At 67.8% G+C, this 13528-nt stretch carries 11 protein-coding genes and 2 pseudogenes; 3 read left to right on the top strand and 10 right to left on the bottom strand.

The window, feature by feature from the left end:
* Window positions 1–32: 32 nt before the first annotated feature.
* From CBI38_RS38400 to CBI38_RS12820, 5 genes are all read right to left on the bottom strand, one after another.
* Window positions 33–185 carry a hypothetical protein gene (locus tag CBI38_RS38400; protein WP_201453564.1) on the bottom strand — a complete coding sequence of 51 codons (153 nt, stop codon included), beginning with the start codon at window positions 183–185 and terminating at the stop codon, window positions 33–35.
* Between the two features lie 13 nt (window positions 186–198).
* Entirely contained in the window at window positions 199–813 is a 615-nt protein-coding gene (gene hisB / locus CBI38_RS12835) for an imidazoleglycerol-phosphate dehydratase HisB (protein WP_109329368.1), read from the bottom strand.
* Window positions 810–1952 (bottom strand): histidinol-phosphate transaminase, encoded by a 1143-nt coding sequence (locus tag CBI38_RS12830; protein ID WP_109329366.1) that lies wholly within the window; start codon window positions 1950–1952, stop codon window positions 810–812. Before CBI38_RS12830 ends, hisB begins: the two co-directional genes overlap by 4 nt.
* Window positions 1949–3271 carry a histidinol dehydrogenase gene (gene hisD, locus CBI38_RS12825; protein ID WP_109329364.1) on the bottom strand — a complete coding sequence of 441 codons (1323 nt, stop codon included), beginning with the start codon at window positions 3269–3271 and terminating at the stop codon, window positions 1949–1951. The genes CBI38_RS12830 and hisD overlap by 4 nt, the downstream gene beginning before the upstream one ends.
* A gap of 557 nt (window positions 3272–3828) precedes the next feature.
* Window positions 3829–5772, bottom strand: a complete 1944-nt coding sequence (locus CBI38_RS12820) for an acyl-CoA dehydrogenase family protein (RefSeq protein WP_109329362.1) — start codon at window positions 5770–5772, stop codon at window positions 3829–3831.
* Window positions 5773–5860: 88 nt separating this feature from the next.
* On the opposite strand from CBI38_RS12820, the gene CBI38_RS12815 reads away from it, so the two are divergent.
* Window positions 5861–7138 (top strand): glycoside hydrolase family 1 protein, encoded by a 1278-nt coding sequence (locus CBI38_RS12815; RefSeq protein WP_109329360.1) that lies wholly within the window; start codon window positions 5861–5863, stop codon window positions 7136–7138.
* Between the two features lie 49 nt (window positions 7139–7187).
* On the opposite strand, the gene nadC is transcribed toward CBI38_RS12815, so the two are convergent.
* From nadC to nadA, 3 genes and pseudogenes are all read right to left on the bottom strand, one after another.
* Window positions 7188–8057, bottom strand: a complete 870-nt coding sequence (nadC, locus tag CBI38_RS12810; RefSeq protein ID WP_109329358.1) for a carboxylating nicotinate-nucleotide diphosphorylase — start codon at window positions 8055–8057, stop codon at window positions 7188–7190.
* Window positions 8057–9624: pseudogene (locus CBI38_RS12805) on the bottom strand (L-aspartate oxidase). The gene nadC and the pseudogene CBI38_RS12805 overlap by 1 nt, the downstream one beginning before the upstream one ends.
* Window positions 9621–10658 carry a quinolinate synthase NadA gene (gene nadA, locus CBI38_RS12800; RefSeq protein ID WP_109329356.1) on the bottom strand — a complete coding sequence of 346 codons (1038 nt, stop codon included), beginning with the start codon at window positions 10656–10658 and terminating at the stop codon, window positions 9621–9623. The pseudogene CBI38_RS12805 and the gene nadA overlap by 4 nt, the downstream one beginning before the upstream one ends.
* A 76-nt stretch (window positions 10659–10734) precedes the next feature.
* Between nadA and CBI38_RS12795 the strand changes: the two are divergent.
* Window positions 10735–11468: pseudogene (locus CBI38_RS12795) on the top strand (NUDIX hydrolase).
* A 27-nt stretch (window positions 11469–11495) separates the two neighbouring features.
* Here the strand turns inward: CBI38_RS12795 and CBI38_RS12790 are convergent.
* Window positions 11496–12113: a TetR/AcrR family transcriptional regulator gene (locus CBI38_RS12790; RefSeq protein ID WP_109329354.1), complete on the bottom strand. Its 618-nt coding sequence runs from the start codon at window positions 12111–12113 to the stop codon at window positions 11496–11498.
* A gap of 83 nt (window positions 12114–12196) precedes the next feature.
* On the opposite strand from CBI38_RS12790, the gene CBI38_RS12785 reads away from it, so the two are divergent.
* Window positions 12197–13009 (top strand): SDR family NAD(P)-dependent oxidoreductase, encoded by an 813-nt coding sequence (locus CBI38_RS12785; RefSeq protein ID WP_109329352.1) that lies wholly within the window; start codon window positions 12197–12199, stop codon window positions 13007–13009.
* Here the strand turns inward: CBI38_RS12785 and CBI38_RS12780 are convergent.
* The gene (locus CBI38_RS12780; protein ID WP_230990163.1) at window positions 12999–13496 is read right to left on the bottom strand and encodes a DUF2567 domain-containing protein; all 498 of its coding nucleotides are present in this window, start codon (window positions 13494–13496) and stop codon (window positions 12999–13001) included. The genes CBI38_RS12785 and CBI38_RS12780 overlap by 11 nt on opposite strands.
* Between the last annotated feature and the right edge of the window lie 32 nt (window positions 13497–13528).

Genomic DNA, 13528 nt, shown 5'->3' with positions numbered 1-13528 from the left:
CAACCGGGGTCCGGTCACGGAGGCGACAGGCACTACAGCAGCCTGACGACGCCCGCCACTGCCGCCAGCACAGCCAGTGCCAGCAGCACACCCGAGGCCAGCTTGTTGAACTTCCACATCGAGTACGCGCCGCCCGCCGCTATTCCGGCGGCGATGAACAGCACGTACACCAGGACGACGCTCACGAAGGCGATCCGATCACAGGCTGCCCTTGGTCGACGGCACCCCGGACACCCGGGGATCGGGTTCGACGGCCTCCCGCAGGGCGCGGGCCACGGCCTTGAACTCGGCCTCGGTGATGTGATGCTGGTCGCGGCCGTAGAGCACCCGCACGTGCAGTGCGATCCGGGCGTTGAGTGCGATCGACTCGAACACGTGCCGATTGATCACAGTCGCGTAGGGAACTCCGGGATAACCGCCGATGACAGCATGCAGCAGGTGTTCCGGTTCGCCGGTGTGGACGCAGTACGGCCGCCCCGACACGTCGACCGACGCGTGGGCGAGCGTCTCGTCCATGGGAATGAACGCGTCACCGAACCGCCGGATGCCCTTCTTGTCGCCGAGCGCCTGACCCAAGGCCTGGCCGAGCACGATCGACGTGTCTTCCACCGTGTGGTGCGCCTCGATCTCGACGTCACCTTGCGCCTGAACACTGAGGTCGAAGCTGGCATGAGAGCCGAGCGCGGTCAGCATGTGATCGAAGAACGGGACACCCGTCGAGATGTCGACGATACCGGTTCCGTCGAGGTTCAGTTCGACGGTGATGCTGGATTCCTTGGTGGTGCGCTCCACCTTGGCGATGCGGTCGGTCATCCTCGGTCTCCTGAGGTCGTGAGTTCGGTGGCGGCGATCGCGTCGCTCGCCACGATGAAGGCGTCGTTCTCGGAGGCCAATCCGACGGTGGCACGTAGGTATCCGGGGATCCCGACGTCCCGGATGAGGACTCCGCGGTCGAGGTAGGCCTGCCAGGCGTGGGCGCTGTCGGTGAACTCACCGAACAGGATGAAGTTGGCGTCGCTGGGAATGACACGGAACCCCGTGTCCTCCAATGCCTTCGACACACGCACCCGTTCCGTGGCGAGCGCGTGCACGCTGCCGAGTGTCTCGTTCGCGTGCCGCAGCGCCGCGCGGGCGGCGGCCTGCGTGACCACCGACAGGTGATACGGCAACCGGACCAGAAGCAGCGCCTCGATGAATGCCGGTGCGGCGGCAAGGTATCCGAGCCGGCCGCCGGCGAACGCGAACGCCTTGCTCATCGTCCGCGACACGACGATCTTCGACGGATACTCGTCGATCAACGTCAGGGCGCTGGGGGCGTCGGAGAATTCGGCGTACGCCTCGTCGACGATCACGACGCCCGGCGCGGCGTCGAGGACCCGGCGCAGTTCCGCGATGCCGACGCTGTGCCCCGTCGGATTGTTGGGGCTGGTGACGAACACGACGTCGGGACGGCGTGCCCGAATCGCCTCCACCGCAGCGTCGACGTCGAGGGCGAAATCGGCGCGGCGGAAGATCGGCAACCAGTCCGTCTGCGTTCCGTCCGCGATGATGGGGTGCATCGAGTACGACGGTACGAATCCCATCGCGCTACGCCCGGGACCTCCGAACGCCTGCAGCAGCTGCTGCAGGATCTCGTTCGAGCCGTTGGCCGCCCAGACGTTGTCGACAGTGACCGGCACACTCGTCTGGCCGGCGAGGTAGGCGGCGAGATCGGTGCGCAGCGCCACCGCGTCGCGGTCCGGGTAGCGGTGCAGTTCCCGCGCCGCCTCCCGCACGGATTCCGCGACGTCGTCGACGAGCGCCTGCGTGGGCGGGTGCGGGTTCTCGTTGGTGTTCAGCTGCACCGGCACGGTGAGCTGCGGTGCGCCGTACGCCGACTTGCCGCGCAGACTCTCCCGGATCGGCAGCGCGTCCACGCCGATGGACGAACCCGGCACGTTCGCCGCGGTCACCGCAAGGCCTCGAAACGCAGCCGGACAGCCTCACCGTGTGCGGGGAGGTCCTCGGCGTTGGAGAGGGTGATGACGTGGCCGGAGACCTCCTTCAGCGCGGATTCCGAGTAGTCGACCACGTGGATGCCCCGCAGGAACGTTTGCACGCTCAGACCCGAGGAGTGCCGGGCGCAGCCCGCGGTGGGCAGGACATGGTTAGATCCGGCGCAGTAGTCGCCGAGGCTGACCGGCGCCCACGGCCCGACGAACACCGCACCCGCACTGGTCACCTTCGCGGCGACGGCAGTGGCGTTCTCGGTCTGGATCTCGAGGTGCTCGGCGGCGTAGGCGTTGACCACCCGCAGTCCCGCCTCGACATCGGAGACCAGGACGGTGCCCGACTGCGTGCCGGACAGCGCGGCAGTGACGCGCTCCTTGTGCTTGGTGATCTCCAGTTGCGCGGCCAGCGCCGTGTCGACGGCGTCGGCGAGCTCGATGCTGGTGGTGACGAGCACGCTCGCCGCCATCACGTCGTGCTCGGCCTGGCTGATCATGTCTGCCGCGACGTGCACCGCGTCTGCCGTGTGGTCGGCGAGGATCGCGATCTCGGTGGGTCCGGCCTCGGCGTCGATGCCGACGAGGCCACGGCACAGGCGCTTGGCCGCCGTGACGTAGATGTTGCCGGGACCGGTGATCAGGTCGACGGGGGCGAGTTCGGCGCCGTCCGTGTCGGTGCCGCCGTAGGTGAGCAGGGCGACAGCCTGCCCGCCGCCGACGGCCCAGACCTCGTCGACGCCCAGCAACGCCGCCGCCGCGAGGATGGTCGGGTGCGGGAGTCCGCCGAACTCCGCCTGGGGCGGGGAGGCCACCACGAGAGACCGCACACCGGCGGCCTGCGCCGGCACGACGTTCATGACGACACTGGACGGGTAGACGGCGTTGCCGCCGGGCACGTAGAGGCCTACCCGGTCGACGGGCACCCACCGCTCGGTGACGGTGCCGCCGGGGACTACCTGGGTAGTGGTGTCCTTGCGGCGCTGGTCGGCGTGCACCTTGCGGGTGCGTTCGATCGCGACTTCGAGAGCGGCCCGGACTGCGGGATCGAGTTCAGCGAGCGCACGGTCGAGTTCTGCCTGCGGGACACGTATCTGCGCAGGCCGGACGCCGTCGAACTGCTCACTGAAGTCGAGGGCGGCAGCGGCGCCACGTTCGCGCACGGCGTCGACCACGGGGCGAACCTGATGCAGCACCGCGTCCACATCCACTCCACCTCGAGGAAGTGCGGCACGAAGTTCGGCCGTGGAAGGGGTACGACCACGAAGGTCGGTGCGGGCGAGCATGAGAGGTCCTCTCTGCGACTGGCGGGACACGGTGTCACTGACACGCAGGTCACGGATGAGCCGGCAGGTCACTGACGAGCTGGCTGTCCTACGGAGAACAGAGCTCTGCACCGATTATCCAGGATAGGCGTACCGCGTTTTCACCGGTCGGTGGCTGCCGTGGCGTGCCGAGCCGGCAGATCCCGCTCGTCCGGTCGATGGAGATCGCGCGCAGAGAAATTCTCGGGCCGGCTCACGCCGAACTTCGAATCGGCGGGCCTGCTGCGCGACTTCGTCATCTGTGCCCCCCGGCGAGTCGTATCCCGGAATGCCCAGTCTCGACCCGACGGGATACGGCCCGCACCTCCACGTTAAACCACCCCCGGACGGACCTCAATGGCCCAGTTCGACGGCAGTTTCGTCCATAGGCGGAAGACATTGCCGACCGTGGGTCGCACGACAAGGCCGACCGTGAAGACGGCAAGAGTCGACCTCAGTTCCACCCGTTACGCGAGGTCGTGGCACCCCCTGGGTCGGAGTCGTGGCAGCTCGGGGGTCAGTGTCGTGGCATGCTGCCGTCAGAGACGAGTGGATTCGACGAACCTCCTGGCGAGATTCTCTTCGGTGGACGCGCCGGGCGTCCATTCGGTGATCCACGGACCGGTGCCCTCGCTGGGGTCGACCACTCCTCGTTCGAGCCACGCATACCGTCCTTCGAGAAGGGAATGCGCGACCTGCCGATCGACATCGTCGGTGTTGTGCCACAACCCGTCGAACAGTTTCTCCACACGGAGTGCGGCCTGCCGGCAGAACACGTCGGCGAGTTCGTAGGCCGCGGCTCCCTCGGCCTCGTTCTCCTCGCGCTGCATCTCCGCTTTGACACAGCTGGCGGACATCGCGAACAGTTCTGCGCCGATGTCCACCACCCGGCCGAGGAATCCCTGCTGCTTCTCGAGCGCCGCCTGCCAGCGGGCCATGCCGTAGAACGTGGAGCGGGCCAGTTTGCGGGAATGCCGCTCGACGAAGCGCAGATGCTTGGCCAGAATGCCGAAGTCGCCGTATGCCATCGGCATTTGTCCCTTGCCGGCGACGAGCTGAGGCAACCACTTCGCGTAGAAGCCACTCGCCTTGGCGGCCGCCCGGGCCTTCGCGCCGGTGTCGGCGTGAGGGTCGGCGAGATCGCCTGCCGCCGTGAGATGGGCGTCGACGGCCTCGCGGGCGACGAGCAGACGCATGATTTCGCTCGAGCCCTCGAAGATCCTGTTGATGCGCAGATCTCGGTCGAGTTGCTCAGCGGGAACTGCCCGTTCTCCTCGGGCCGCCAGTGACGCCGCAGTCTCGTATCCCCGACCGCCGCGCACCTGAATGAGCTCGTCGGAGAGAACGCAGGCCATCTCGGACGACCACAGCTTGGCGAGCGCCGCCTCGATCCGGATGTCGTTGCGGCCCTCGTCGTTCATCTGTGCCGACAGGTCCACCACGGCTTCGAGGGCGTAGGTGGTGGCGGCCATGAATGACAACTTGTTGGCGACGGCCGCGTGCTCACCGACCGGCTTGCCCCACTGCACCCGGACACCGGACCATTCCCTGGCGATCTTCAGCGACCATTTGCCGGCGCCGGCGCACATTGCGGGTATCGCGAGCCGGCCGGCGTTCAGTGTGGTGAGCGCGATCTTGAGTCCGTCGCCTTCCCGCCCGATGAGATTTTCTTTGGGAACGCGAACCTTGTACATGCGGGTCACGCCGTTCTCGATCCCGCGTAGCCCCATGAAGGCATTGCGCCGTTCCACGGTGATGCCCGGGGTGTCGGCCTCGACGACGAACGCCGAGATCCCGCCGCGGTGACCCTCACTCTTCGGAACCCGTGCCATGACGACGAGCAGTTCCGCGACGACGCCGTTGGTCGTCCACAGCTTCACGCCGTCCAGTTCGTAGGCCGCCCCGCCTTCGATGGGAGTCGCCGACGACGCCAGCCTGGCCGGGTCGGAACCGACATCCGGTTCGGTGAGGAGAAACGCGGAGATGGCACCTCGGGCACACCGCGGCAGGAACTCGGCTTTCTGCTCGGGTGTGCCGGCGAGCTTGAGCGGCTCCGGTACCCCGATCGACTGGTGCGCCGACAGGAGTGCGCCGAGGCTGGGGTGCACCGACGCGACCAGCATCAACGCCCGGTTGTAGGCGACCTGGGAAAGCCCGAGTCCGCCGTACTCCTCGGAGATCTTCAGCCCGAAACATCCCAGGTCGGCGAGGCCGCGAACGTACTCGTCGGGGATTCGCGACTGGGATTCGATGACACTGCCGTCCATCTCCTCGCAGTGGGCGCGGAGACGAGTCAGGAATTCGTCGGCTTTGGCAGCGTCCTCGGCCGCGGGCCGGGGAAACGGGTGAACCAGATCCAGCCGGAACCGTCCCAGAAACAGTTCCTTTGCGAATGAGGGTTTGTCCCAACCGGATTCCCTCGCTTCCTCCGCTACAGCTCGTGCTTCTTCCTCGGTGACTTTCGGAGCTGATGTGTCGACCATGACGCGCCTCCTACTGGCGGGTAGTCCTACTGACGAGTATCCCCCAAATCGACGGACTCGACACAGCATTTCGGTTACTCTTCGGCCAATGCGGACTCCGTCGACTCTCCTGGGCGCCGCCGCGCTTCTCCTGTGCTTCGTGACGTGCCCGGCCACATCGGGCGCCGAACCGCTACCGGACGAGTTCCTCTGGGGCGTCGCCACTTCCGGCTTCCAATCGGAGGGTTCGTCGCCCGACAGCAACTGGGCGCGCTACGCGGCGTCGGGCAGGACCGACGATGCAATCGGCGACTCGGTCGACTTCCGTCACCGCTACCGCGAGGACATCGCCCGCGCGGCAGATCTCGGTGTCGACGTGTTCCGCTTCGGCATCGAATGGGCGCGGGTACAGCCGTCGCCCGGCTCCTGGGACGACACCGAACTCCGGTACTACGACGACGTCGTCCGGGAGATCACCGGCCGAGGGATGACACCGATGATCACCCTCGACCACTGGGTGTATCCGGGCTGGGTCGCAGACAAGGGTGGGTGGGCGAATCAGGCGACGGTCGACCACTGGCTCGAGTACGCCCGCAGGGTCGTACCCCGCTACTCCGGGTCGGGCGCTCTCTGGATCACCATCAACGAACCGACCGTGTATCTGCAGAAGGAACTGACATTCGGCGGCGTCACCGCCGCTCAGGGTCCCCAGATGCTCGACCGCCTGGTCGAGGTGCACCGCCGCGCCTACGACCTGATTCACGAGTACGACCCGGACGCCCGCGTCAGCAGCAATCTCTCCTACATCCCGGCCGCCACCGACGCCGTGGATGCGATGTTCGTGGACCGGGTTCGCGAGAAGCTCGACTTCCTCGGGGTCGACTACTACTACGGACTCGCTCTCGACAACGTCACCGCCGTCAACGCGATCACCGACGACTTCTACCGCATCGATCCGCAACCGGACGGCATCTACTCCGCGCTGATGCGCTACACCCGCAAGTTCCCCGGACTGCCGTTGTACGTCGTGGAGAACGGTATGCCGACCGACAACGGCCAACCTCGACCGGACGGGTACACCCGTTCGGATCACCTCCGCGACCACATCTATTGGATGGAACGGGCCCGGCAGGACGGAGCACCGGTCATCGGCTACAACTACTGGTCGATCACCGACAATTACGAGTGGGGAACGTACCGGCCCCGGTTCGGTCTCTACACCGTCGACGCGCTTACCGATCCGACCCTCACCCGCCGCCCCACAGATGCGGTCGCAACCTACCGCGACATCATCGTGGCAGGGCTGCCGGACAGCTACGTCCCGGCACGGAAACCGGGATTCTGTTCACTGGTGGATCTGCCCACCAGCTGCATCGACCCGCCCTGACCCGTGAGTACTTCTTCACCGCCCGCGGTGAACAAGTACTCACGAGGCGTTACATGTCGAGCCCGAGATCCAGCACCGTGACGGAGTGGGTGAGAGCCCCGACCGCGAGATAGTCGACGCCCGTGCCGGCGTAGTCCGCCGCTACGTCGAGCGTGAGACCTCCGGAGGACTCCAGCTTGGTGTCGGGCGCCTCCGCGTCGCGGCGCTGCACGGCGATCTGCGTCTGCCACAGCGGGAAGTTGTCGAGGAGGACGAGTTCGACGTTTTCGGCCAGTACCTCGTCGAGCTGCTCGAGGCTGTCGACCTCGACCTCACACTCGATGTCCGGGGCCGCCGCACGCACCGCCCGCAGCGCCGCCACCACCGAGCCTGCTGCGGCGACGTGGTTGTCCTTGATCAGCGCCGCGTCCCCGAGCCCCATCCGGTGATTGACGCCACCACCGACGCGGACCGCGTACTTCTGCAGCGAACGCAACCCGGGCAGCGTCTTGCGGCTGTCCCTGATCCGCGTCCCGGTTCCGTCGACCGCGTCCACCCACGCCGCCGTCGCGGTGGCGATCCCCGAGAGGTGGCACACCAGATTCAGCATGGTCCGCTCGGCAGTGAGCAGCGCTCGCGTAGGGGCGGACACCCTCAGAACCGGTTGCCCGGGGCTCACACGGGTGCCGTCGGCAACGCGCTCGAGCACCTGGTAGCTGCCCTCACCGATCACCTCGTCGAGCACCAGAAGGCCCACATCGAGACCAGCCACGGTGCCGTGCGCGCGGGACACGACCGACGCCTTGGCCACCGCGTCCGCCGGGACCGTCGACGTCGACGTCACGTCCGGGCCGTACCGCAGGTCCTCGTCGAGCGCGAGTCGCACGAGTGCCCGCACTTCGTCCGCGTCGAGACCGTCTGGAAGGACATGGCCGGACATCACAGCACTCCTGTCAGTTGGGGTTCGAGCAGTTCGAGTTCGCCGTCCCGGGAGCGGATGTGCGTGCTCCGCCGCCACTGTTCGCTGGACTCCGGATAGTCGCTGCGGGTGTGGCAGCCCCGGCTCTCGGTTCGCGCACCTGCAGCGAGCACCAGGGCAGACGCCGTGGTGGTGAGCGCGGCATCCTCGAGTTCGGTCGGGCCGTGGGGAATACTTCGGGGTGCGTCGGCGAGCGCAACCGCCGCCGACGCGAGGCCCGCTCCGTCGCGAACCACAGAGGCGTGCGCGGTCATCACCTGCTGCACCAGTTCGCGAGACGCGTACGACAGTCCCGGCCGGACCGTGTCCGTCACCTCCACGCGCAGACCGGCACGCTCGGCCGCCGCGACACCGACACGTTCACCGACCACGAGACCCTCGAGCAGACTGTTCGACGCCAACCTGTTGGCTCCGTGCAGCCCGGTGCGCGCCACTTCACCGGCGGCGTAGAGGCCCGGCACCTCGGTACGTCCGGAGACGTCGGTGACCACACCGCCGCACGAGTAATGCGCGGCCGGTGCCACCGGAATCAGGTGCTCGCGGGGATCGATCCCGGCTTGCAGGCAAGACGCCGTCACCGTTGGGAAACGCTCGGCGAACCCCGGTAGCTGCCGGGCGTCGAGGTAGACGTGGTCGTGCCCCAGTGCCCGCAGCCGGGAGGCGATTGCCCGGGAGACGACGTCTCGGGGAGCGAGATCACCGCGGGCATGGACGCCCTCGGTCACCGAATCGCCGTTCGCGTCGACGAGCCGTGCCCCTCCCCTCGAACGGCCTCACTGATGAGCGGACGCCGCCCGACTCCGCCCGGGGTGAACAGGACGGTCGGGTGGAACTGCACGAATTCGAGGTCAGCCACCGCTGCGCCCGCATCCAACGCCAGCGCGATGCCGTCCGCGGTCGCGCCGGGTGGGTTGGTGCTGCACGCGTACAGCTGACCGAGTCCGCCCGTTGCCAGGACGATGGCGGGCGTGTGGATCACGCCGAGGCCATTCGGTGCATCGACGAGCAGACCCGTGACCCCGCGTGCGTCGGTGACGACGCGCACCGCGGACGCGCCGAAGAGTACGGGCAGACCTGCGGCGCCCAGCGCCCGTTGCACCTCGGCCCCCGTGGCATCGCCGCCGGCATGGATGATCCTGCGGGTGCTGTGCCCACCCTCACGGGTGCGGGAGACGACGCCGTCGCGTCCACGATCGAACACCGCCCCCAGGTCGGTGAGGGCGGCGACCGCATCGCGACCACCGGCCACGATCGACCGCACGGCGTCTTCGTCGCAGAGGCCGACTCCGGCCTCGCAGGTGTCCGCCACGTGTGAGGCCACCGAGTCGGTGAGCGCATCACCCACCACCGCGATCCCGCCCTGCGCATACTGGGTCGCCGTGTCCGTGGGACCGCCCTTGCTGACGGTGAGGACCCTCAGCCCTCGCAGGGAGGCGGTACGAGCGGCCGTCAGTCCGGCCACCCCACCACCCACCACGACCAGGTCGGCGTGCTCCTCCCAGGAGATCCCCCGGGCCGGGCTGCTCACTCGCCGCCGCCAGGGTTTCCGATCTCGATCATGCGCTGCACCGACTTACGGGCACGCTCGGCAGTCTCGAGATCGACGTGAACCTCGTCCTTGCCTTCGAGCAGGCACCGGAGGAGCGCCGCGGGGGTGATCATCTTCATGTACGGGCAGGAAGCGCGGTCGTTGACAGCCTGGAAGTCGACGTCCGGCGCCGCCTTGCGCAGCTGGTGCAGCATCCCGACCTCGGTCGCGACGAGAACCTGCTTGGCGCCGGTCGCTCGTGCGGCGTCGAGCATGCCACCCGTCGACAGGATCTTCACCTTGTCCTCGGGGACGAACCCTTCTCCCGCCAGGTACAGAGCCGAGGTGGCGCAGCCGCACTCCGGGTGGACGAACAGCTCGGCGCCGGGGTGCGCCTTCGCCTGGGCGGTGAGTTCGTCGCCGTTGATGCCGGCGTGGACGTGGCATTCACCCGCCCAGATCTGCATGTTCTTGCGCCCGGTGACGCGCTTGACGTGTGCGCCGAGGAACTGGTCGGGGAGGAAGAGCACCTCACGGTCCGGGTCGATCGACGCCACCACGTCGACGGCGTTGGACGACGTGCAGCAGATGTCCGTCAGTCCCTTCACCTCGGCGGTGGTGTTGACGTACGAGACGACCACTGCGTCCGGAAATTCGGCCTTCCATTCCCGCAACTGATCGGCGTTGATCGAGTCCGCAAGCGAGCACCCCGCGCGCTCGTCGGGGATCAGCACGGTCTTGGCCGGGCTGAGTATCTTCGCCGTCTCGGCCATGAAGTGCACACCGCAGAACACGATCGTGTCCTCGGGCGCCTCCGCCGCGATGCGCGAGAGCGCGAGGGAGTCACCCACGTGGTCGGCGACGTCCTGGATGGCGGGTAACTGGTAGTTGTGCGCCAGCAGGGTTGCCCCCCGCTCACGCGCCAGCCGTTTGATTTCGGCAGCCCACTCCTCGCTCGCCTCGACACCCCCGTAACCGCCGGGACCGTCCTGAATCTGCGGGTGCGTTCCCGCCCACAACGTGTTGGTCGTCATGGCTGCTCCTTCACCGTGGACTCGGGCGGGCTGGCCCGAATTCCTAAATCGAGGTTTTCGACTTAGGATCGAAAACATGCCCCATAGTAACACCAGGCACGAAGTGCTCACCGCGGTGTTCCAGGTTCGCCACTTCGCCGATCGCATATGCGCAGGTCACCCCGGTGATGCGCGTCACGCGACCGGCGCCGGCGAACTCGCCGTGTTGTTGTGGCAACGCGCCCTCGACCCTCAGGCGGGCGCCTGGTCGCTTCCGGGCGGCCTGCTGGGTGAAGACGAAGACCTCACCACCTCCGCCCGGCGGCAACTCGCGGAGAAGGTGGACGTGCGGGAGGTGTCACACCTCGAACAGCTGTCGGTGTTCAGCGATCCACATCGCGTCCCCGGGCCGCGCACCATCGCCTCGACCTTCCTCGGGCTCGTTCCCTCCCCGCCGATCCGACCCTCCCTCCGGACACTGCGTGGCATCCGGTCTCGGAATTGCCCGAGATGGCGTTCGACCACGGCACCGTCGTGCAGCATGCGCGTACACGCCTGGCCGCCAAGCTCTCCTACACCAACATCGCGTTCGGGCTGGCGCCCGGCGAATTCTCCATGTCGACGCTGCGCGAAATCTACTGTGCAGCACTCGGTTACCAGGTGGACGCCACCAATCTGCAACGCGTCCTCGGGCGGCGCGGGGTCCTGACGCCCACCGGTAACACCGCGCCGTCGGGCCGCACCGGGGGACGCCCCGCCGCGCTCTACCGGTTCACCGACTCCACCCTGCGGGTCACCGACGAATTCGCGGCGCTTCGACCACCGGCCTGACCCGCTTGCGATCAGGGACCTACGACGTCACCGCGAGTCGGCCTCGGTCCTCGGTCCGAGCCCCCGCCAGAACGTGTCCGATGCGGCGGTGACGACCTCGTCCACCGGCGCGCCGTCGAGCATCCCCCCGGCAGCGAGGGTGGCGATTCCGTGGAATGTCGAGAACCCGACGAGGGCGATGCGGGACCCGTCCCCGCCCCCGATGTCGCCGGCGGCCTGGGCTTCGGTGACGATCCGGACCGTGAGGTCCATCGCGGCGTGACCGGCCGCCACCACCTGAGGAGCGGCCCCGGGCGCGTGCTTGTTGCCGTACATCAGCGCCAGCAACTCGCGGTGGGCAAGGGCAAAGCTCACGTAGGCACCGGCGAGCGCGCCGAAGCGGGCCCGGGCGTGAGGTTCGGCCTCCTCGACGGCGCGTTCGAGAGCGGCGGTGAGCCGCACGAATCCGGACTCTGCGAGTGCGTCGAGCAGGGCCTGACGGTCCCGGAAGTGTTTGCTGGGTGCGGCGTGGCTGACGCCGGCCTCACGGGCGAGCCGGCGGAGGGAGATGCCGTCGACGCCGTCCTGCTCGAGCGTGCTCTCGGCGCGCGCGAGCAGCACCTGGCGAAGACTCCCGTGGTGATAGGGCTGTTCGGCGACGGACATGCCGCAAGTCTAACCAAATGTTGTCATTGACTACATAGATGACACTGACTACATTCGAGGTCACCCCACCGCTAGGAGCTGACATGTCCTTCGACGTATCCGGAACCACCGTCCTCATCACCGGCGCGAGCGCGGGCCTCGGTGCCGAATTTGCCCGCCGGTTCGCCGAGCGGGGTGCAGATCTCGTCCTCGTCGCCCGCCGCGTCGATCGGCTCGAACAACTCGCCACCGAACTCCGCACCGCGCATCACGTGTCGGTCACCGTGATCCCGTTCGACCTCGCCACTCCCGGCGCCGGTGAGCGGCTGCGCACCGAATTGACTGCCCGCGACATCCGCATCGATTCACTGATCAACAACGCGGGATTCGGGACGCACGGAGACTTCGCGTCCGCCGAACTCGAGCGCCTCACCGCCGAGATACAGCTCAACGTCACCACCCTCGTCGAGCTGTCGCACACGTTCCTGCCCGACCTGCTGCGGGGACGCGGAGCTCTCGTGAACGTGGCGAGCACCGCCGCGTTCCAGCCGACTCCCGGCATGGCCGTGTACGGGGCGACCAAAGCGTTCGTACTGAGTTTCACGGAGGCATTGTGGGCAGAGGCGCGAGGCACGGGCCTCACCGTGCTCGCCGTCTGCCCGGGCCCTACCCGCACCGAATTCTTCGACGTCGTCGGTTCGGAGGACGCCGCCGTCGGCCGCATGCAGACCGCGGATCAGGTGGTGACGACAGCACTGCGCGCGCTGGATCGGCGCAGCACACCACCGAGCGTCGTATCCGGGCTGATGAACTGGGTGTCGTCCGTCAGCACCCGGTTCGCGACTCGCCGCATCGGCGCTCTCGCCAGTGGGCGTCTCCTCGGGGACGTCCGGATGCGAACCTCGGTCATGAAGTAAGTGTCGCGTCGCGCTCGTCCCATTCGTCGAGCTCGACCGGGGAATCGCTGATTCCGAGGTCGTCGAATGGGTTGAGCGCGGCGAGTACCAACGTCACGACGCAGGCAGCCAGCGGCTGGAACACCAGCACGAGCAGCGTCCCGATCCCCGGTGCCGTCGCGACGATCGTTCCGGGCGTCGACACGTCGTCGCCGGGAAACCGCAGTGCAGCGACGCCGAGTCCGGCGAGTGCCATGACACCCGCTCCGACGATGTTGCCGGCGAGGACAGCCGCCACAGCTACCGGACCACGACTCCGCCGCGCCGTCCACGCCGCAACCGCGGCGAGGATGCCCACGACCAGCCCCGCGCACGCGAACATGCCGATCGCATCGAACCGGTGCACACTCTCACCCGTCAGCGTGACGCCGCGGTCGGGCGCAACGACCAACAGGTGTTCTGCCGGCGCGAGCACTCCCCATATCGCCCCCACGAGTGCACTTGCCACGACCGTTCCGCAGACGACTCCGGCGGCAGATC

Origin of the sequence: Rhodococcus oxybenzonivorans, from assembly GCF_003130705.1 — a bacterium.
GTDB classification, from domain to species: Bacteria; Actinomycetota; Actinomycetes; order Mycobacteriales; family Mycobacteriaceae; genus Rhodococcus_F; species Rhodococcus_F oxybenzonivorans.
Note: the sequence above shows the minus strand (reverse complement) of the source record. Positions and strands in the feature narration are given on the sequence as shown.

Coding starts and splice junctions, on each gene's coding strand:
- nadC (WP_109329358.1), bottom strand. CDS start 8,057: ATGTCCGGCCATGTCCTTCCAGACGGTCTCGACGCGGACGAAGTGCGG.
- nadA (WP_109329356.1), bottom strand. CDS start 10,658: ATGACGACCAACACGTTGTGGGCGGGAACGCACCCGCAGATTCAGGAC.
- CBI38_RS12785 (WP_109329352.1), top strand. CDS start 12,197: ATGTCCTTCGACGTATCCGGAACCACCGTCCTCATCACCGGCGCGAGC.
- CBI38_RS12820 (WP_109329362.1), bottom strand. CDS start 5,772: ATGGTCGACACATCAGCTCCGAAAGTCACCGAGGAAGAAGCACGAGCT.
- CBI38_RS12815 (WP_109329360.1), top strand. CDS start 5,861: ATGCGGACTCCGTCGACTCTCCTGGGCGCCGCCGCGCTTCTCCTGTGC.
- hisD (WP_109329364.1), bottom strand. CDS start 3,271: ATGCTCGCCCGCACCGACCTTCGTGGTCGTACCCCTTCCACGGCCGAA.
- CBI38_RS12790 (WP_109329354.1), bottom strand. CDS start 12,113: ATGTCCGTCGCCGAACAGCCCTATCACCACGGGAGTCTTCGCCAGGTG.
- hisB (WP_109329368.1), bottom strand. CDS start 813: ATGACCGACCGCATCGCCAAGGTGGAGCGCACCACCAAGGAATCCAGC.